At 65.0% G+C, this 18411-nt stretch carries 24 protein-coding genes; 2 read left to right on the forward strand and 22 right to left on the reverse strand.

Translation table 11 applies throughout. The annotated features are described in order from the left end of the window. Positions 1-2: 2 nt before the first annotated feature. Genes trbL through trbB form a run of 7 tightly spaced genes read right to left on the reverse strand, consistent with a single transcriptional unit; the run spans position 3 to position 6654 of the window. On the reverse strand, positions 3-1373 hold the full coding sequence (trbL, locus tag STARVERO_RS14700) for a P-type conjugative transfer protein TrbL (protein ID WP_159599684.1): 1371 nt from the start codon (positions 1371-1373) through the stop codon (positions 3-5). Between the two features lies 1 nt (position 1374). Next, a complete protein-coding gene (trbK-alt, locus tag STARVERO_RS23705) occupies positions 1375-1782 on the reverse strand; it encodes a putative entry exclusion protein TrbK-alt (protein ID WP_159599686.1) in 408 nt (135 codons plus the stop codon). Between the two features lie 14 nt (positions 1783-1796). Continuing rightward, complete coding sequence (gene trbJ, locus STARVERO_RS14710; protein ID WP_159599688.1) at positions 1797-2555, reverse strand: P-type conjugative transfer protein TrbJ; 759 nt, start codon at positions 2553-2555, stop codon at positions 1797-1799. After that, on the reverse strand, positions 2552-4990 hold the full coding sequence (trbE, locus tag STARVERO_RS14715) for a conjugal transfer protein TrbE (RefSeq protein WP_159599690.1): 2439 nt from the start codon (positions 4988-4990) through the stop codon (positions 2552-2554). Before trbE ends, trbJ begins: the two co-directional genes overlap by 4 nt. Positions 4991-5003: 13 nt before the next feature. After that, on the reverse strand, positions 5004-5285 hold the full coding sequence (locus tag STARVERO_RS14720; protein WP_021239868.1) for a VirB3 family type IV secretion system protein: 282 nt from the start codon (positions 5283-5285) through the stop codon (positions 5004-5006). Then, entirely contained in the window at positions 5285-5617 is a 333-nt protein-coding gene (locus STARVERO_RS14725; RefSeq protein WP_021239869.1) for a TrbC/VirB2 family type IV secretion system protein, read from the reverse strand. The genes STARVERO_RS14720 and STARVERO_RS14725 overlap by 1 nt, the downstream gene beginning before the upstream one ends. Next, positions 5614-6654, reverse strand: coding sequence for a P-type conjugative transfer ATPase TrbB (gene trbB / locus STARVERO_RS14730; protein ID WP_041208771.1), 1041 nt, complete (start codon positions 6652-6654; stop codon positions 5614-5616). Before trbB ends, STARVERO_RS14725 begins: the two co-directional genes overlap by 4 nt. A 230-nt stretch (positions 6655-6884) precedes the next feature. Here trbB and STARVERO_RS14735 point away from each other — a divergent pair, with 230 nt between their 5' ends. Continuing rightward, complete coding sequence (locus STARVERO_RS14735; protein WP_152522118.1) at positions 6885-7316, forward strand: hypothetical protein; 432 nt, start codon at positions 6885-6887, stop codon at positions 7314-7316. Here the strand turns inward: STARVERO_RS14735 and STARVERO_RS14740 are convergent. From STARVERO_RS14740 to STARVERO_RS14805, 15 genes are all read right to left on the reverse strand, one after another. Continuing rightward, a complete protein-coding gene (locus tag STARVERO_RS14740; protein ID WP_152522119.1) occupies positions 7313-7756 on the reverse strand; it encodes a CopG family transcriptional regulator in 444 nt (147 codons plus the stop codon). The two genes, STARVERO_RS14735 and STARVERO_RS14740, sit on opposite strands and share 4 nt — an antisense overlap. A gap of 5 nt (positions 7757-7761) precedes the next feature. Beyond that, positions 7762-9753, reverse strand: coding sequence for a conjugal transfer protein TraG (locus STARVERO_RS14745; RefSeq protein WP_021239873.1), 1992 nt, complete (start codon positions 9751-9753; stop codon positions 7762-7764). A 29-nt stretch (positions 9754-9782) separates the two neighbouring features. Further along, positions 9783-11522 carry a relaxase/mobilization nuclease domain-containing protein gene (locus STARVERO_RS14750; protein ID WP_159601805.1) on the reverse strand — a complete coding sequence of 580 codons (1740 nt, stop codon included), beginning with the start codon at positions 11520-11522 and terminating at the stop codon, positions 9783-9785. Between the two features lie 243 nt (positions 11523-11765). Further along, complete coding sequence (locus tag STARVERO_RS14755) at positions 11766-12482, reverse strand: lytic transglycosylase domain-containing protein (RefSeq protein WP_159599692.1); 717 nt, start codon at positions 12480-12482, stop codon at positions 11766-11768. Positions 12483-12486: 4 nt separating this feature from the next. Beyond that, entirely contained in the window at positions 12487-12834 is a 348-nt protein-coding gene (locus STARVERO_RS14760) for a DUF736 domain-containing protein (protein WP_021239876.1), read from the reverse strand. 67 nt (positions 12835-12901) lie between these two features. Continuing rightward, on the reverse strand, positions 12902-13447 hold the full coding sequence (locus STARVERO_RS14765; RefSeq protein WP_021239877.1) for a S26 family signal peptidase: 546 nt from the start codon (positions 13445-13447) through the stop codon (positions 12902-12904). After that, a complete protein-coding gene (locus STARVERO_RS14770; protein WP_021239878.1) occupies positions 13444-13965 on the reverse strand; it encodes a DUF2840 domain-containing protein in 522 nt (173 codons plus the stop codon). Before STARVERO_RS14770 ends, STARVERO_RS14765 begins: the two co-directional genes overlap by 4 nt. Beyond that, complete coding sequence (locus tag STARVERO_RS14775; protein WP_021239879.1) at positions 13962-14216, reverse strand: hypothetical protein; 255 nt, start codon at positions 14214-14216, stop codon at positions 13962-13964. Before STARVERO_RS14775 ends, STARVERO_RS14770 begins: the two co-directional genes overlap by 4 nt. Further along, complete coding sequence (parA, locus tag STARVERO_RS14780) at positions 14213-14866, reverse strand: ParA family partition ATPase (RefSeq protein WP_021239880.1); 654 nt, start codon at positions 14864-14866, stop codon at positions 14213-14215. The genes STARVERO_RS14775 and parA overlap by 4 nt, the downstream gene beginning before the upstream one ends. Before the next feature lie 211 nt (positions 14867-15077). Next, a complete protein-coding gene (locus STARVERO_RS14785; RefSeq protein ID WP_021239881.1) occupies positions 15078-15998 on the reverse strand; it encodes a replication initiator protein A in 921 nt (306 codons plus the stop codon). After that, a complete protein-coding gene (locus STARVERO_RS14790) occupies positions 15976-16257 on the reverse strand; it encodes a helix-turn-helix transcriptional regulator (protein ID WP_021239882.1) in 282 nt (93 codons plus the stop codon). The genes STARVERO_RS14785 and STARVERO_RS14790 overlap by 23 nt, the downstream gene beginning before the upstream one ends. 140 nt (positions 16258-16397) lie before the next feature. Then, complete coding sequence (locus tag STARVERO_RS14795) at positions 16398-16763, reverse strand: DUF2285 domain-containing protein (protein WP_236613080.1); 366 nt, start codon at positions 16761-16763, stop codon at positions 16398-16400. A 184-nt stretch (positions 16764-16947) separates the two neighbouring features. Continuing rightward, a complete protein-coding gene (locus STARVERO_RS23555; RefSeq protein WP_201766666.1) occupies positions 16948-17172 on the reverse strand; it encodes a transcriptional regulator domain-containing protein in 225 nt (74 codons plus the stop codon). A gap of 119 nt (positions 17173-17291) precedes the next feature. Next, complete coding sequence (locus tag STARVERO_RS14800) at positions 17292-17558, reverse strand: DNA -binding domain-containing protein (RefSeq protein ID WP_021239885.1); 267 nt, start codon at positions 17556-17558, stop codon at positions 17292-17294. Positions 17559-17693: 135 nt separating this feature from the next. Beyond that, positions 17694-17948: a helix-turn-helix domain-containing protein gene (locus tag STARVERO_RS14805; protein ID WP_031304938.1), complete on the reverse strand. Its 255-nt coding sequence runs from the start codon at positions 17946-17948 to the stop codon at positions 17694-17696. A 155-nt stretch (positions 17949-18103) separates the two neighbouring features. Here STARVERO_RS14805 and STARVERO_RS14810 point away from each other — a divergent pair, with 155 nt between their 5' ends. Then, on the forward strand, positions 18104-18322 hold the full coding sequence (locus STARVERO_RS14810; RefSeq protein WP_024343470.1) for a helix-turn-helix domain-containing protein: 219 nt from the start codon (positions 18104-18106) through the stop codon (positions 18320-18322). The last annotated feature ends 89 nt before the right edge of the window (positions 18323-18411 follow it).

Here is an 18411-nt window from a genome sequence, read left to right on the forward strand (position 1 = left end):
GGTCAGTCGCTTTCGGAGAGGTTGACGGAAGAGCCGCCGCCATGGCTGTCGCCCGACTTGACCGCGTGAGCTGCGGCCTGGACGCCGTGGGACATCTGCTGCGAACGCTTCATGCGCTTCGCCCAGGCGGGTGGGCCGTCGGTGGCGGGAGATGGTGATGCGGCGGACGCCGAAGCGGCCTCGGCGTCGGCTTCGCCGCCGATCGTGCCAGCGGTGGACGATCCGCCGGTCATTTCGAAGGCTGCGCGTGCCCCGGACTGGTAACTGGACTTGAAGCCATCAGCGGTTTGGGTTGCTGCGCGTTTCAACGGCGAGGTGGCGGCTTGGGCGCCGGCGCTGGCGACATTGCCGAGACCCGACGCCACAGCCGATGCGCCGGATTGGCCGGCAGCGCCCAGGCCGTAGGCGGTCGAGGCGCCGCCCGCGAGCGCAGCCCCGCCACGGGCAGCGGCAGCAGCGCCGCCGGCAAGGGCAGCGCCACCAGATGCGACGGCGCCTACCGTGGCCGCACCCGCCGCGACCATGCCACCAGCGGCGAGACCCGTGCCGACAGCGGCACCAGCGCCAAGCTGCGGGCCGCCGGAGACCAGGCCATTGGCGATGCCGGGACCGAAGATGCCGAGGCCGAGCAGCGACAAAGCGGCGAGCACGATCGCCATGGCGTCGTCGATAGATGGGGTAGCACCGCCGAATCCGGCGGTGAACTCGGAGAACAGCGTCGAGCCGATGCCGATGATGACGGCGAGCACCAGCACCTTGATGCCGGACGAAATCACGTTGCCGAGCACGCGTTCGGCCATAAAGGCGGATTTGCCGAACAGGCCGAAAGGGATCAGCACGAATCCTGCGAGCGTCGTCAGCTTGAACTCGATCAGCGTCACGAAGAGCTGGACGGCGAGGACGAAGAAGGCGAGCAGCACCAGCATCCAGGCAAACAGCATGCAGGCGATCTGGATGAAGTTCTCGAAGAAGGACCAATAGCCCATCAGGTTCGAGATCGAATCGAGCAGCGGGCGGGCGGCATCGAGGCCGGTCTGCGCCACCTTGCCGGGGCGAAGAAAGTCGGTGACGGTAAAGCCCGTGCCGGATGCCTTCAGGCCGAGGCCGGCAAAACTCTCGAAGACGATGCGGGCAAGATTGTTCCAGTTGCCGATGATGTAGGCGAAGACGCCGACGAAGAGCGTCTTCTTGACCAGGCGCGCGATGATGTCCTCATCGGCGCCCCACGACCAGAAGAGGGCTGCCAGCAACACATCGATGACGATCAGCGTGGTGGCGATGAAGGCGACCTCACCGCCGAGCAGGCCGAAGCCGCCATCGATGTAGCGGGTGAAGACCTCGAGGAAATGATCGATGACGCCGGTGCCGCCCATATCAGTGCGCTCCCGGCCGGACGGGTTCGGGTTGCGCGACCGGCGCGGTGTCCTTGGGCGCGGGCGCGCTTTCCTTGATGGCCGTATCTTCGGTTGGGAAGAGCGTCACCGGCGCCTCCGATGCGGGCGTCCTCGTTCCGCCCGGTTGGAAAGGTTTCGGGCTTTGACCCAGAAATCGGTCACGGGCCTTGGCCCAGACATCGAGGCAGGCGGGATCGCGGGTCGCCGCTTCGCCCATGTCGCGGCACCGGCGCAGGACCTGGCGAAGCGCATCGGTGTCGTCGCGCTCGTGGACGAGCGTGCGGACCTGCGTCTCCTCGGGCTTGCGTGTCACTTCTATGACCGTGGCGGTGATGGCGAAGCCGACGAAGACGACGGCGCCGAGCCGGGCGAGCATCTTGCCGTCCATGGCGATCTCCCCGTTCAGTTGCTGCCGGGGAACATCCGGGCGTTGCCCGGCTGGTAGCCCGTGCCTGGCGTCAGGAAACGGCGACGCTGTTCGCGGCCCTGTTCGGCCGCAGCCGCCTGTTCGGCCGATTGCAGCGCCTGTGCGCGACCGTTCGCTGCGACGACAGCGGTGAGGTCGGCGAGTTGCTGGGCCTGAAGGGCGAGGAGCTGGTTGCCGGCCTGGGTTGCCTGAAGCGCGCCGGTGGCGCCCTGGCTCTGGCCGACAAGCGCTGACATCTGGGCGCGGTTGGTGTCGATGTTGCCGACGACGCCGGCCTGTACCTTCATGGCGTCCTGCAAGCCACCGACCGTGTTCTGCCAGCGCGATTTGGCGTCGGCGACGAGTTGCGCGTCCGAGGCGGAGAGTGAGGCACTCCCGTATTTCTGCTGGAATGCCTGGTCGATCTGCTGGACGTCGTAGGCGATGTTCTGCGCCTGGCTCAGAAGCTGTTGCGTGCGGCTCACCGACTGCTGGAGCTGTTGCAGCGAGGAATACGGTAGATTCGCAAGGTTGCGGGCCTGGTTGATGAGCATCTGCGCTTCGTTCTGAAGCGAGGTGATCTGGTTGGAGATTTGCTGGAGCGCGCGGGCGGCCTGAAGGACGTTCTGCGCGTAGTTGGTGGGATCGAACACGATGATGGCGTGGGCCGGCGTCGTGATGATCGGCGACAGGGACAGCGGGACAGACAGGATGGACGCGGCAAGCAATGCCGCGCGTGAACGGCGCAGTTTCATGGCAGTTTCTCCAGGTTGGTGAGGTTGGGAATGAGGTCGGCGGCCCAGTCAGCGCCGCGCAGGCGCAGCCATGCGCCGAGGAAGCCATCCGGGCCGTGCTCGGCAGTGATGCGGGCGATGGCGGCCTGATCGGTCTTGGAGGATGCGGCGCAGAGCGCCAGCGCCACCTCCGACAGGCCGAGCTCGAACAGCCGGTTGCCGCGTCGGGACTGGCAGTAGTAATCGCGCTTGGGCATGGCCCGCGCGAGGATCTCGATCTGGCGATCGTTGAGACCGAACCGGCGATAGATGGCGGTGATCTGCGGCTCGATCGCCCGTTCGTTCGGCAGAAGGAGTCGGGTTTGGCAGCTCTCGATGATGGCGGGTGCGATGGCGCTGCCGTCGATGTCCGACAGCGACTGCGTGGCGAAGATGACGGAGGCGTTCTTCTTGCGGAGCGTCTTCAGCCATTCACGGAGCTGGCCGGCGAAGCCCTCATCATCAAGCGCCAGCCAGCCTTCATCGACGATGATGAGGGTTGGTGAGCCGTCGAGCCGATCTTCGATCCGGTGGAAGAGATAGGCGAGCACGGCGGGCGCGGCGTCGGTTCCGATCAGACCTTCGGTCTCGAAGGCCTGGACCGTCGCGGTGCCGAGATGTTCGCTCTCGGCGTCGAGCAACCGGCCCCATGCGCCGCCGATGCAATAGGGGCGGAGCGCCTGCTTCAGGTCGTTGGACTGGAGCAGGACGCATAGGCCGGTGACGGTGCGTTCTTCGACCGGCGCTGAAGCCAGCGAGGTCAGCGCCGTCCAGATATGCTCCTTCACCTCCGGCGAGATGGCGACGCCTTCGCGCAGGAGGATGGCGACGATCCAGTCGGCGGCCCAAGCGCGTTCGCTCGTCTCCTCGATGCGCGCCAGCGGCTGGAGGCTGACGGAGGTCTCCGAACCGTCCGTCAGGCCGCCGCCGAGATCGTGCCAGTCGCCGCGCATGGCGAGTGCGGCGGCGCGGATCGAGCCGCCGAAGTCGAAGGCGAAGACCTGTGCGCCAGCGTAGCGGCGGAATTGCAGCGCCATCAGCGCCAGCAGCACCGACTTGCCCGCGCCGGTCGGGCCGACGACGAGGGTGTGGCCGACATCGCCGACGTGAAGGGAAAACCGGAACGGGGTCGAGCCTTCGGTCTTGCCGAAGAGCAGTGGGGGCGCTGCAAAATGCTCGTCCCGTTCCGGCCCCGCCCACACCGCCGAAAGCGGGATCATGTGGGCGAGATTGAGCGTGGAGATCGGCGGTTGCCGGACATTAGCGTAGACATGGCCCGGCAGGCTGCCGAGCCAGGCGTCCACGGCGTTGATGGTCTCGGCCATCGCGGTGAAGTCGCGGCCCTGGACGACCTTTTCGACCAGCCGCAGCTTCTCGTCGGCGATGCGCGGATCGGCGTCCCATACCGTCACGGTGGCGGTGACATAGGCGATGCCGGCATAGTCGGCGCCCAGTTCCTGCAGCGCAAAGTCGGCGTCGGCAGCCTTGTTCGCCGCATCGGTATCGACCAGCACGGAGGCCTCGTTGGTCATCACCTCCTTGAGGATCGCGGCGATGGACTTGCGCTTGGCGAACCATTGCCGCCTGATCTTGGTGAGCAGCTTGGTGGCGTCCGTCTTGTCGAGCAGGATCGCGCGGGTGGACCAGCGATAGGGAAAGGCCAGCCGGTTCAGCTCGTCGAGCAGGCCCGGCGTGGTCGCGGTCGGAAACCCGGTGATGGTCAGCACACGCAGATGCGACGTGCCCAGTCGCGGCTCCAGCCCGCCGGTGAGCGGCTGATCGGCGAGCAGCGCGTCGAGATAGATCGGCGTCTCGGGGACGCGGACGCGGTGCCGGTGCGTTGAGACGCAGCCGTGCAGATAGGTCAGCGTCTCGCCATCATCGAGCCAGCGGCATTCCGGCATGAAGGCTTCGATCAACCGCAGCAGCCCGTCGGTGCGGTCGGCGAAGCTCGTCAATACCTCGTTGGGGTCGATGCCAGTCTTCTCGCGGCCTTCGTAGAGCCAGGTTTCTGCGCGGGCAGCGTCCTCGGCCGGTGGCAGATAGGTGAACGTCAGGAAATAGCTGGATTCGAAATGCGCGCCGGCTTCCTCGAAATCGGCCTTGCGCTCGGCATCGACCAGCGCGGAAGCGGGATCGGGAAAGGTGCTGGCCGGATAGATCGAAGCCGGATGGCGTTGCGCCTCCACGAAGATCGCCCAGTCTGAGCCGAGACGGCGGAAGGCGTTGTTGAGGCGGCCGGCGACAGCGACCAACTCGGCGGGCACAGCCGAATCCAGATCGGGACCACGAAACCGCGCCGTGCGCTGAAAGCTGCCGTCCTTGTTGAGCACGATGCCGGGGCCGATTAGGGCGGCCCAGGGCAGAAAGTCGGCGAGCCGTGCATTCTTGTCGCGGTATTCGGCGAGGTTCATCATTGCTGCGCTTTCCTCAGACCGTGAGATGCGCGGGGATGCGCAGATGGCGACGGCCAACCTCGACAAACAGCGGGTCACGCTTCGCCGCCCACACCGCCGCGAAATGGCCGATCGCCCAGATGGCGAGGCCGACCAGCCAGAGCCGCAGGCCAAGGCCGACCGCACCCGCCAGCGTGCCGTTCATGATCGCGATGGCGCGCGGGGCGCCGCCGAGCAGGATCGGCTCGGTCAGCGCCCGGTGGACCGGAACTGTGAAGCCCGGCACTTCGCCGTTCTGTTCGGCAGCGCCCGTCATCAGACGAGCGCTCCGCCACCGAAGCTGAAGAACGAGAGGAAGAACGAGCTGGCCGCGAAGGCGATCGACAGGCCGAATACGATCTGGATCAGCCGGCGGAAGCCGCCGGATGTGTCGCCGAAAGCCAGCGCCAGGCCGGTCGAGATGATGACGATCACGGCAATGATCTTGGCAACCGGGCCTTCGATCGACTGAAGGATGGATTGGAGCGGTGCTTCCCATGGCATGGACGAGCCAGAGGCATTGGCAGGCGCAGCCATCACCACGGAAAGCGTGGCGACGGATACGGTCATTGCGAGGCGTTGGCGCACAAGGCGCAGGCGCTGGATCACGGGTTTTCTCCTTCGAGGCTGGGGATGAGGATGTGGTTGGTGGGGGCCGCACCGCCGTCGCCCCCAAGAACCGGGGAGCTGACGGCGGGCGCGACGCGGTAATCGCCGTTCGGGCCAAGGCCCTCGACTCGGGCGAGTTCGGAGAGCCGGCGCGCTGAACCGCGGCCGGAGAGGACGGCCACGAGGTCGATCGTCTCGGCGATCAGCGCGCGGGGGACGGTGACGACGGCTTCCTGGATGAGTTGCTCCATGCGTCGCAGCGCGCCAATGGCGCTGCCGGCGTGGATGGTGCCGACGCCGCCCGGATGGCCGGTGCCCCAGGCTTTGAGCAGGTCGAGTGCTTCCGCGCCGCGCACTTCTCCGACCGGGATGCGGTCGGGGCGCAGGCGCAGTGACGAACGAACGAGATCGGAGAGCGAGGCAACGCCATCCTTCGTTCGCATAGCGACGAGGTTCGGCGCCGCGCATTGCAGTTCGCGCGTGTCTTCGATGATGACGACGCGATCGGAGGTCTTAGCCACCTCTGCCAGCAGTGCGTTGGTCAGTGTCGTCTTGCCGGTGGAAGTGCCGCCGGCGACGAGGATGTTGGCGCGTGTGGCGACGCCCTGCCGCAATGCTTCTGCCTGTCCAGCGGACATGATGCCGGCCGTGACGTATTGGTCGAGCGTGAAGACGGCGACGGCAGGCTTGCGGATTGCGAAGGCCGGAGCCGCGACCACGGGCGGCAACAGCCCCTCGAACCGTTCCCCCGTTTCGGGCAGCTCGGCCGAGACACGCGGAGCGCCAGCGTGAACCTCCGCGCCGACATGATGCGCGACCAAGCGCACGATGCGCTCGCCGTCCGCCGGTGATAGCCGCTCACCTGTGTCGGACAGCCCTTCGGAGAGACGATCGATCCAGATTCGACCGTCCGGGTTCAGCATCACCTCAACGACGGAGGCGTCTTCGAGAAATCGGGCAATGGCGGGGCCAAGCGCGGTGCGCAGCATCCGCGCCCCGCGCGCCAGGCCTTCCGAATTGTGGTGAGAAGCCGCCATCTGATCCCCGATCTCGCCGGGAGACATCAGACGGTCCCCGGACGGGGATGATTAAAAGAGCCCGATTTTGGGCCGCTTCAACAAGAAACTAGAGGCGTAGTAGTGTGGCGTACAAATACAGGAGAACGGCGGAGCAGGCTTTCCCGGTTGACCTTTAATCTCCGAGCCGCAAATCCTTCGTGATCGAGATGTCTCGACCTCGATTCGAAACGCTGATGATGGAGTAAGGATTGAGCGACGAACCCCAAGACATTTTTGACCAATTGTTGTCCGAGAATGCCTTATCGAAGGCTCCAAAAAACCCGAAAAGCTCAGCCCGACAAAAATACAATCGGCGAAAAAACTGGCTGGCACGCGCTCTTGATGAAATGGAAATCGCAATTGATGACATGCTTTCCCAAGACGGCACCGTCTACAAGCGCGACGAAATTGACACTCTGAAAAACGCGATTGGGAAATTCCGTAATGACACGGGCCTGACTTCACCAGAGCCACCTACACCGACACAGGAGGAGTTGGATCATCTCATGAATGTGTTGACGAATGCGCAGCCGTGGGAACCTCCATCAGAGGCAACGCTTGCCGAAATCTATGCTCTTCTGAAGTCCGCACCAGAAACTGGGGATGAGGCGACCGAGGATGACAGGTCGCGAGACGCTTAATCCTCCGAAAGGTTGTCAGCCGGGCTAACGATATCCTCCGAAACCTCCTGCCGGAGCTTCGGCCCCTTGGCGAGACGCCGACCGAGCGCAGTGACGAACTGGTCGTAGCGTTCGCCGGCCTTGGCGCGTGCTGCCTGCGCGGCAGGCTCGGGCAACGCAGGCGTGGTCGCGAGCCAGAACTTGATGAACACGGCCAGGCTCTCCACCGCGATGCCGCTATCGCGCTCAAGCCGGGTCATGCGGCGATCGAGCTGATCGAGACGCTTGGCGATCACTGCTTCCCGGCGCTCAGCCGCATCCGGTGACAGGAAGGACGCGATCGCAGCCTCGGCGATCATCGACTGCGACTGGTCCCGGCGCGCCGCATGGTCGGCAAGCATCGTCATGATCGCCGGATCGAGATAGACTGAGATCTGGGCCTTCTTCTTGCGGGTCTCCACGGCCTTCATAGCTCCATGCCGTCGTTCGGATCGAGCGAGACCTGTCGCGCCACGCCCTGCATGAGCCCGGTCATCCGCCTGTTGCGGGTAGCCGCGTCCTCCATCTCGTCATCACGATCAGCATCGATCTCAAACTCGTTTTCGATGGGAGGCGTCTTCTCGACCGACTGCACCCGATTGAGCTCCGGTTGATGGCGCCGCTCGGATTCGGTCGGGTCTTCATCCTGGGCGGCCTCGACCGGTTTCGCCTCGGCGAGCTGGGGACGTGGCGGAAGCGGCAGCGAGGTCCAATCGTCGGGGCGCCCCTGCTTCGGTGTGGTGAGGGCGGGAGGCGGCAGGATGCGCTCCTTGAACCTGTTGTCCTCGTAATAGCGCGCCTTCTTTGCCCGGATCGGCGGCGTGCCCGCGACCATGACGATCTCGTCACTCGGCGGAAGCTGCATGATTTCACCAGGCGTGAGCAGCGGGCGCGCCGTCTCGGAGCGGGAGACCATCAGGTGCCCAAGCCAGGGCGAGAGACGATGCCCGGCATAGTTCTTCATCGCCTTCATCTCGGTCGCGGTGCCGAGTGCGTCCGACACGCGCTTGGCCGTGCGCTCATCGTTCGTGGCGAAGCTCACGCGGACATGGCAGTTGTCGAGGATGGAGTTGTTCGCCCCGTAGGCCTTCTCGATCTGGTTCAGCGACTGCGCGATCAGGAAGCTTTTCAACCCATAGCCGGCCATGAAGGCCAGCGCCGACTCGAAGAAGTCCAGGCGCCCCAGGGCCGGGAACTCGTCCAGCATCAGGAGCAACCTGTGCCGCCCGGCTTTGGCCTGCAGATCCTCGGTCAGGCGGCGGCCGACCTGATTGAGGATCAGGCGGATCAGCGGCTTGGTGCGATTGATATCGGACGGCGGCACCACGAGATAGAGCGTCGTCGGCTGTTTGGCTGTCACGATGTCGGTGATGCGCCAGTCGCAGCGGCGCGTCACCTCGGCGACCACGGGATCGCGGTAGAGACCGAGGAAAGACATTGCCGTGGACAGTACGCCCGACCGCTCGTTGTCGGATTTGTTCAGCAGCTCGCGTGCGGCGCTGGCGATGACGGGATGCGGCCCGGCTTCGCCGAGATGCGCGGTTTTCATCATCGCGGCGAGCGTCGACTCGATCGGTCGCTTCGGATCGGAGAGGAAGGCGGCGACACCGGCCAGCGTCTTGTCCTCTTCGGCATAGAGGACATGGAGGATCGCGCCGACCAGCAAGGCATGAGAGGTTTTCTCCCAATGGTTTCGCTTCTCCAGCGAACCTTCCGGGTCGACCAGGATGTCGGCGATATTCTGGACGTCGCGAACTTCCCACTCGCCCCGGCGGACCTCGAGCAGTGGATTGTAGGCGGAAGATTTCACGTTGGTCGGATCGAACAAGAGCACGCGGCCATGCCGGCCGCGGAAGCCGGCGGTGAGCTGCCAGTTTTCACCCTTGATGTCGTGAACGATGGCCGAGCCCGGCCAGGTCAGCAGCGATGGTACGACCAGGCCGACACCCTTGCCGGAACGCGTCGGCGCGAAGCACAACACATGCTCCGGCCCGTCATGGCGGAGGTAGTCGCGATCAAGTTTGCCGAGCACCACGCCATCCGGGCCGAGAAGCCCGGCGGCTTTGACTTCTTCCGTCTCGGCCCAACGAGCGGAGCCATAGGTCTCGACCTTCTTGGCCTCACGCGCCCGCCAGACCGACATGCCGATGGCGACGCCCACGGCGATGAAGCCGCCTGATGCAGCGATGAATGCGCCTTGGGTGAAAATCTCCGGCGCATAGGCATCGTAGAAGTACCACCACCAGAAGAAGGCGGGGGGCAGGTAGAAGGGGAAGCCGAAGACCGTGAACCACGGCGGCCCGAGCTGCGCCTGAAAGCCGAGCTTCCACGCGACATATTCGGTTGCGCCCCAAGTGGTGGCGAGCACGATCAGAAAGACGGTGAGGATCTGACCCCAGAGGATTTTGGTGGCCGACATGGCGACGGTCCTTTCTTGGGAATGAAGGGCTAGAGGCCGAGCCCCCGTTTGCGGCCAAAACTCCAGTCGATGCCGCCGCCGTCGCGGACGACGCCGGAGACATGGCGGCCGAGCTGCTTTTCGAGCGAGGGCGTCCAGGGCACGAGTTGGAAACCGAGCCCGTCGTCGATCATCGCGAAACGGCCGGAGGCGAGCGTGAGGCGCTGACGATAGGTGCCGGCGACATATTCGCCGCTGCACGCCCGGTTGAAGGGCTGGCCGGTCTTAGCGGCGAGCTTGTCACCAGCCGCCTCCAGTTCCCGGCGGCGCAACGTGTCGATCAGGTTGCGGCCGAAACTGATGCGCTGGCCCTGCCGCTCGGCAAGGCCCTGTTCGACCAGATGCTCGGCACGGGCGGACATGGCTTGCCGCACCTCGGCGCCGAAGCCACCCTCGGAGAGAGCGACCGGCTCGCGCGCAATGTTCTGCCGGTCGAGCCAGGTGGCGCCCGACGCGGTGACCTGTGCATCAACGTCCAGATCGGAGCGCACGGCGAGCGCGACGCGGCGCTGGCCACGCGCGTCATCGAACTTTCTGAGTTCGACGATCGAGCCCGGCGCGCTGTCGCCGGCCGCATCGAGGTCGGGCAGTTTGATATGATGGGTGCGTCCGTCCACGCCATCCACCACGGCGTAGGCCGTCCCGTTCAGCTCGTCATCGAGACCGCGTTCGACCAGTCGCCCGACAACGGGCAGATCGAGGCTTTCCGCAGCCAGGACATAGTTGGTGGAGCCGCGGTCGATACCGCGCTCCGTCAGTGCCTTGTGCATCCGCTTGATAATGTCGCCGCGCTCACCCAGTTCGCGCAGCGTCTTCTCGACTTCGGGCTTGATGAACCATTGTGCGTTGCCGACCTGGCTGGCGAGTCCGAGGGTTTCGAGCTTGCGCAGACGACCGACCTTCAAGGCGTGGAACTCGTCGGGCTGTTGGCCTGGAACCGGCGCAAGGTCGATGATCCCCGCATCGCGCCCGTCGCGAACAAGCTGACGGTCGAGCTGTGTCCAGCGTTCGGTGTCGATCTGCCGCTCGAGGGTGCGGCGAATATCGAGATCGGTGCGTGGCCCCAGTTCCTGAGTGATGAGATCGCGCGCTCGGTCGCGCATCCCTTCCTTGATGTAGTCGCGCGCGATGACGAGGTCCTGGCCGTCGTCACGAACGCCACGGACGATCAGATGGACATGCGGATGCTCGGTGTTCCAGTGATCGACCGCCACCCAGTCGAGCCGGGTGCCGAGATCTTTTTCCATCTGCCCGACGAGATCGCGGGCGAAGGATCTGAGGTCGGCCATCTCCAGCGCGTCGTCGGGCGAGACGATGAAGCGGAAATGATGCCGGTCGTCCTGGCAGCGCTCGGCGAAGGCGCCGGCATCCGCGTTTTCGCTTCCCGGCCCGAACAAACGGGCCTTCTCCCCGTCTCGGGTCACGCCCTCGCGGCGCAGATAGTTGAGATGCTGCGCCAGCGGTGCGGTCCGGGCCGCATGGCGCACGACGCGCGCCTTGATGACGGCGCCACGCGAGCGCGAAGTGATGAGGCGGTTGGCCTGGATGCTGGCGCGCTGACCATGCCCGAAGCGCGAGCGATTGCCGGGCACGATGCGGCCCGAGCGCGACACGCCGCCGCCGGCCTTCTTCGCCGCTGCCAATGCCTGCGCGATGAAGGGCTTGGCCCGCTGCGCGCCCGACGAGCGGATGCGGCCCGGCCGGACACGGAATTCGCGCTCATCGGACATGGCGCGGCCCTGCAATGTGCGAAAGCTCTTTGAGATACAGCGGATTGGGCGTGTAGCGCACATTGCCGATAAAGGCAGCAAGGTGCGGAACCTTCGGGAAAATCCAACAAAAACAACCAACCGACCGAAGCGCAATGTGCGCCCTTTTATCCTGCCCTCCTTCGGTCGTGTTGCCCGGTCCCCACCTCAGCGCCTTCCATACTGCGCCAGAGCTCGACAGGATGCGAATGGGAGGCAATACGGTCATGGGACCGGCCTTTCCGCAGGGCGCGGCACGAACAGGCCGCCGGACTGCGGCGCGATGGCGGAGACATCGCGCACGGCAACTGCCGCAGGTACTTCGTTCGGTGGACGATCTGCCGACACGGGATCGGCAGCCGTGGCGCTTATCCGTTGCGCTACAAACAGCGGCGCGCGGGTCCAGGCGAGCGGCTCAACCGAGGCGACGAGGACAGGGTTGACGGTTTCGCTGCCGTCGATGACCGGCGCGATGGCTGCGACATAGGCACGGGTTTCGGCGGGCAGCGTGCGGCCGGAAAGCGAGGCTTCGTAACGGCCGGGACCGGCATTGTACGCTGCGAGAAACCCCGGGGAGCCGTAACGGTCGTAGAGTTCGCGCAGGTAAGCCGTGCCCGCCAGGATGTTGTCGCGCGGGTCATAGGGATCGCTGCCGAGCCGGTGCCGCACGCGCAGTTCCGCCCAGGTGTCGGGCATGATCTGCATCAGCCCCATCGCGCCGGCCGACGAGATTGCCTGTCGGTCGCCCGCGCTTTCGACCCGCATGACGGCCTTGATCCATGCGGTCGGGATGCCGAAACGCTGCGAGGCCTCCGCGATATAGGCGGCATAGGGGGTGACAGGCGCCGGACGTTGCACCGGCTCCGCCTGCGCGAGCGCGGAGGCCGTCCAAGGGGCGGCGAAGATCAGGCCGGAAAGGAGAAGGAGGTCGGGACGGCGCATGGCGTCAGTCCTTCCCGCCGCGCGCCTGGGGGCGGCTCCAGTGCAGTGACCACGCGTTGCCGGCATCATCGTCGCGGAACAAGTTGGCGCGGATCGGCTGCGGGAAGGCCGGATCGTCGATCAGCAAGGCGATGTATTCGCCTGCGCGTTCGCCGGTACGCTTCCAGCCCGCTCCGATTTCCGGGCCAGTCTCGTTGTTCATGCCGTCGAAGACATGGACCCGATAATTGCGGGCGTTCTCGGCGTCGGACGATTCGGCTTCAATGATGATGACGTCTTGGTTCAAGACGAGCGTCGTCAGATGCCCGATGAAGCCGGATGGCTCGCGGGTGAATGTACCGATCTGTGGCATGATGGTTTCCTTGGCGGTGGCGTTGGAAAACCGTCGGCGAGCACCGCTCCCGCCGATGGGGAAGCGGTCAGCGCGTAGCGGCACGCCCGACGTAGCGGCCGTCGCCGTCCTCGTCGGTGTAGAGCGGCGTTGCCTTGCCGATGACGGCGTGCGCCGGGATCGGGCCGAAGTAGCGGCCGTCCAGGCTGTCGCGGACATCGGGGTTCATGAGGAAGATGTCGCCGTCCGCGATGCGACGGCAGCCGTGCCAGATGGGCAGTTCGCGGCCATGCCGGTCTCGGTCGAGCGCATCGCCGAGCGGCACGGCATCGACCGTGATGGTGTTGCCGGTGCGGCAGACCTGTTGGCCGTGAAGTCCCATGACGCGCTTCATCAGCGGCACGCCTGGGCCGATATAGCCGCGCTCCACCATGAAGTCGGCGAGCGGCTTGTCCGGCATGACCGCGACAAGATCGCCGACCGCCAGATTGCGCGGCGGGTCGAGGTCATAGAGGCCGATCGGCACGCTGGCTGAGGCATTCCAGACGAGGCGGAGCGGCGTCGGAATGAACGAGGCCAGCGCCACGCCCATCACCGAGAAATACGTCACCATGACGTAGCCGAAGCGGGTCATTGTTCGATCTCCCGCCGCTTAAGCCACGCCTGATGTCGATCCATCGTGTAGGCCCGCGGCGCGTGGCCAGCGCTCATCCGGTTGGCGACGTGCCGCCAATGATCGGGCGCGACGTCGCAGGCGTCGATGCCGGCGGCCTCCACCGCATCGATGTGGTGGAGCACCTGTTCGACTTTCGGCCAGCCCTCGATCTTGAGCAGGATGTCGCCGCCGGGCCGCACGAAAGGCAGCGTCTGGTAAGGCTCACCTGGTTCCACGGCGCGCACGATATCGATGCGCGAAATGATCGTGCCGAAGTCGTTGGCCGCCCACCGCACGAAGGCGAAGACGCTGCCGGGCCGGTAGGAAAAGATGCGACGGCGGCGGTCGAGCACCTGTTCGCTCGCCTCGCGACCGAACCTGATCCAGTTCTCGATCCGCTTTTCGATATGGGTCAGCTCGACATGGGTAAGGCTGTCGGCGGAATGCACGCGCGGCACCGGGCCGCCGCGCGCGGAGGGAACCGCGGCGCTGGTCATGATGGGTCTCCTTCGGAGGTTGGGGGATATTCGCGCGCGAGCAGGTCGCGCAGCATGTCGGCGACGGTCTGCCCGCGCCGGAACGCGATGATCTTGATCCGGCCGCGCAATTCCGGGGTCACGTCGATGGTGAGCCGCGCGGTGAAGCCGCCCGCGTCGCTGTCGCGTGGTGGCGTATCGGCCGCCTTGATCCAGTGTTCTGGATCGGCAGGCCTGGAAGCGAAGCCGCGACGGGTTGGGCGCTCGCTCATCGTGCAGCCCTTCCGATACCGAGCCGGTCGATCTCGTCGGCCAGTGCCGCGATCTCGCGCGTGGCGGGTGTGTTGTCGTCGAGTTCCGAGACCAGGCGGCCCGACTGCGCAGCCGCCGCAAAGGCGATGCGCTGACCGATCGTGCTGGCGAGCACGGGTGGATCGTGGTCGGCCAGCGTCTCGGCTGTCTCGCGGGCGAGGACAGTTCGGGCGCCGCAACGGTTGAGGACGAACCGCGCGGCGAGTTCGGGCCGGTAGATGCGCGCCTCGGTGACGAGCGCCAGCATCTCGGCCGCGGCCCAGCCGTCGAGCGGCGAGGGCTGCACCGGGATCAGCACGAGATCTGCGGCGAGCAGCGCTGAGCGCATCAGCGCGGCGACGCGGGGCGGGCCGTCGATGACGACATGATCGACATCGCGGGCCAGTTCTGGCGCTTCCCGATGCAGCGTATCGCGTGCCAGGCCGACGACGCCGAACGAGCGGGCCAAGCCCTCGCGGCTGCGTTGTTGCGACCAGTCGAGCGCCGAGCCTTGCGGGTCCGCATCGATCAGGGTGACGCGCTTTCCCTGCCGAGCCCATTCGCCTGCAAGGTTCAGCGCCAGCGTCGTCTTACCGACGCCGCCCTTCTGGTTGAGGAGCGCGACTATCATGACGCGCTCCCGATCGTCGGCGAGCGGTTATCCGCAATCGTAGAAACGGCGGAGTGCGTTAGAAGAATTCCATAGGAATTCTGGTTAGATAAGTTACGGGCGCTGCAAGCTTTTGATTCAAAGCGAGGAATCGACGATTCCGGTCCCCGATAGCACGAGGATACGGTCCCCGATGGCACGATAGGTGCGGTCCCTGATAGCACGAGACTATTCACAGCTTATCCCCAGGGCGAGCGGTTGCACGGCGACGGCGAAGCCGCGGCACGCCGAAGGGGGCCGGGTCGGTCGGAGCGAAGGAAAGGCGTTCGGGAAGACCTGACGGCTGCTCGATCACGAGCCGGTAGCCGGGCAGCGGCTGGCGCCGGACGATGTCGCGCAGGTCGTAGGCGAAGTGCTTGAGAGGCGAGAGCGACCCTGACTTGGCGTGCAGGTGGAGGAGATCGAAGCTCCAGCCATATTCCTGGCGGCCGCCATGCTTGCGCACGAGCCGATAGAGCCAGCGTTCGAGCCCGCCAGTCAGGTCGAAATAAGCCTGGTCGATGGTCAGCACGAGCGCGTCGTCGAGGACAGCGGCGTAGAACCAGTCGGGCAGGATCAGTTCGAGCCCGAGCGGGCGACCACGATGATCGGCCTTTTCCTTCCACTCGTTGATCCAGGAGAAGCGGTGCATGCGCCGCTCGGTCGGCTGGCGGATCGATGTCGCCACGGTGGTTGACTGAAGCCGATCGAGCGCCGCCTTGAGGCGGTCGTAGTCGCGCAGGCTGACGCCTCGGCCGATGAAGGTCAGGATTTCGTAGGGCGTCGTCGCCATCAGGCGGGACGGCCGCAGACCCAGATCACGTGCTTCGACGATCTGGGACGCCGCCCAGATCAGCACATCCGCGTCCCAGATGGTCGCCATGCCGTGTTCGGCAACGGCTTCGACTCGGATCACGATCGACCCGGCCTTGAAGTCGATCGGCGCCAGGCGCTTCGATTTGGCGAGCGAGAAGAACGGATAGGCCATGAGATCCTGGGCGTCGCGCGGTGCAAGATCGCCCGGCAGCGTCCGGAAGAGATCGAGCTGATCGCGCTCGTTGCTGTGACGGTGAAACGTCATGGCCGACCGCTCAGCGGGCGTAACGGCCGGCATGGGCCGGCTGCGTCGGCTCTTGCCGCTTGGCGGGCAGCACCGCGCCGCGCGGATCGGAGGTCGAGGTGACGGCGCCACGCTCGGCCCAGGCTTGTAGGTCGTCGACCGCGTAGACAACGCGGCCGCCGAGCTTGCGGTAGGCCGGGCCAGTCCCATAGGTCCGGTGCTTTTCGAGCGTGCGGGCTGAAAGACTGAGGAATTCGGCGGCTTCCTTGGTGCGCAGGAAGCGCGGCGGCAAAACGGCGAGTTCGGGTCGCATGGATCGGGCCTCCGTGGGCTTCGTTAGGGCCGTCGAGGATCGGCGGCGGACGAAGAGCACGGTGGCGAAGAAGGCCCGGCAGGAGGGAGGGCGAAGATGGGAGGGCTAAATTCTCCCCCCTCCCGGAAAGGGGAAATTCGCTAGGATCGGCGACGATGACGCAGAAGCTGACGATATCCGCCCTGGATCATGGCAAGGCCGTCGCGGACGAGATCCTTGACGGTGTCTCTAAGCGCAGATGTTTTCCAGGGCTGGTCGGCGACACGACGCACGCCGAAGAGGATTTCGGCGATCTCGCGATAACTCGCGCCGTCGGTCCGGCCATCGACGGCTTGCAGCATATGGCGCGCGCGGCGCAATTGCTGGCCGGTCAATCGGGCGTCCTGTGGAACGACACGCCCATGAAGCGCCTTGAGAAGGCGAGTAACCGCTTCGGCACGATCGAGACCATCCGCGTCGATAGGTACGAGGGCAGCCAGAGGCTGGGCTCCATCGACGCCGCTCAAGCGGACCAGGTGCAGCGACTGCCCGTTGCCGAGATCATAGAGGAAGTGCGCGCCGGCTCCGTCGAGGCGGGGTTCGTTCGTATCGAGGGCGGTGCTGAAATTGCTGTCGGACGGAAGAAGCGATGGAACGTCCGTCAGGACGATAACGCTGCTGTCTTCTTCAGGCGACCAGAAGACGGGAATCTCAACGGCGGTGAAAATAGGGTGGACAAGGAAATTGCAGGCCCCAGCGGCGCCGCACTGCGTTCACAAGCAACTCGGACTCATCCGTCTGGCCTTCGACCTTGGAATAGTCATGCTGATACTCGCTGTTGCGCCGCAACCATTCCCAGGCGAGATCGGGCGCCACTAGGCGGTCGATATAGTCGTAGTTCGGTGAAGCTCTCCAGTTCGATATATCGGGAGTCATGTTTCCTCCAGGCTCGCATCATTCGTGCGTATCGCGGCCTGTGATGATTCCCGGTTGCAATGCTGGTCGGAAGTCCTGAAGGTTGCAACGTGCGATGCCGCGACTGCATCGCCATTCGATCAATGAAGCCGGCCTTCGCGCACCAACAAGCGATAGCCGTGCTCCGTCATCCAGCGCGCGCGGGCCAGATGGGTGTCATGGACATGGCGCGCACGTTCCGGCTCGTTCGTGGGGTCGAGGCCGAACAGGATCGTAACGACTTCACACCAATCGGCGCCGTCAGTCGCTGCGTCGAGCAGGCGCAGATAGAGAACCATGTGCTTACGGTCATATGCCGTGAGCACCGCGCTTTCCGGCGGTTCGTCGAGAAAATCTATGTCCGTCATATTGTGCCCCAGTACCCATTTATAGCTGTTCTAAATCCCCGTGTTAACCATTGTATTTGGGTGCGAAGCAGCGAGTATCGCGACGCATCAGGCGATGCGCCGTGTGTATCGCCTGTTAGTTCAAACGGGCAGAAATCACGAAGACTTGCGGCTGTCGATTTTCGCACGGACAAGCATCACACCTTCACCCTGGTCGGATGTGAGGAGAACGATGCCGTTGCCTTCAAAGGCCCGACGAACCTGATCGCGCGTCGTCTCATACACCTCGAGGCCACTTTCGGATTCGAGGCGCTTCAACGCGGTCAGTGATACCTGGGCCTTGTCAGCGAGCGTCTCCTGTGTCCAACCCAGCAACGCGCGTGCGGCCCGTGATTGTCGGGCGGTGATCATGCATGATCACCTCCCACTCACGCCGGCACGCGCGCCAGAACTACGACTTCTCTATTCGGGCCAATCGGATAGCGAGGCTTCCCGCGCGCTCCGCTGGCTCATTTACATACTATAGTTGATAAACTCAAAGTATGTAAATCACGATCCTCCTGCGCATGGATATGCGCAAATTGGTCGGCCGGAACTTCGCCCGCCTGCGTCGGGAGAAAGGCCTGACCCAGGAAGAGGTCGAAGCGCGCTCCGGTTTCAGTCAACAGTATCTCAGCAGCCTTGAACGCGGCCGGAGGAACCCGACCGTGATCACGCTTTATGAATTGGCTCAGGCCCTCGGCGTCAGCCACATGGAATTGGTCCGGCCCGACGATCAGCTTTGAGCCGTATTCCCGCGAGGATCATGCTTCTCTTCGTGGTCGGCACGAGGCCGCCACAGGATGGGATCAGAAGAGCCGGCGGAGCAATCTAT

It is taken from the genome of Starkeya nomas (assembly GCF_902703545.1).
Lineage (GTDB): Bacteria > Pseudomonadota > Alphaproteobacteria > Rhizobiales > Xanthobacteraceae > Ancylobacter > Ancylobacter moscoviensis.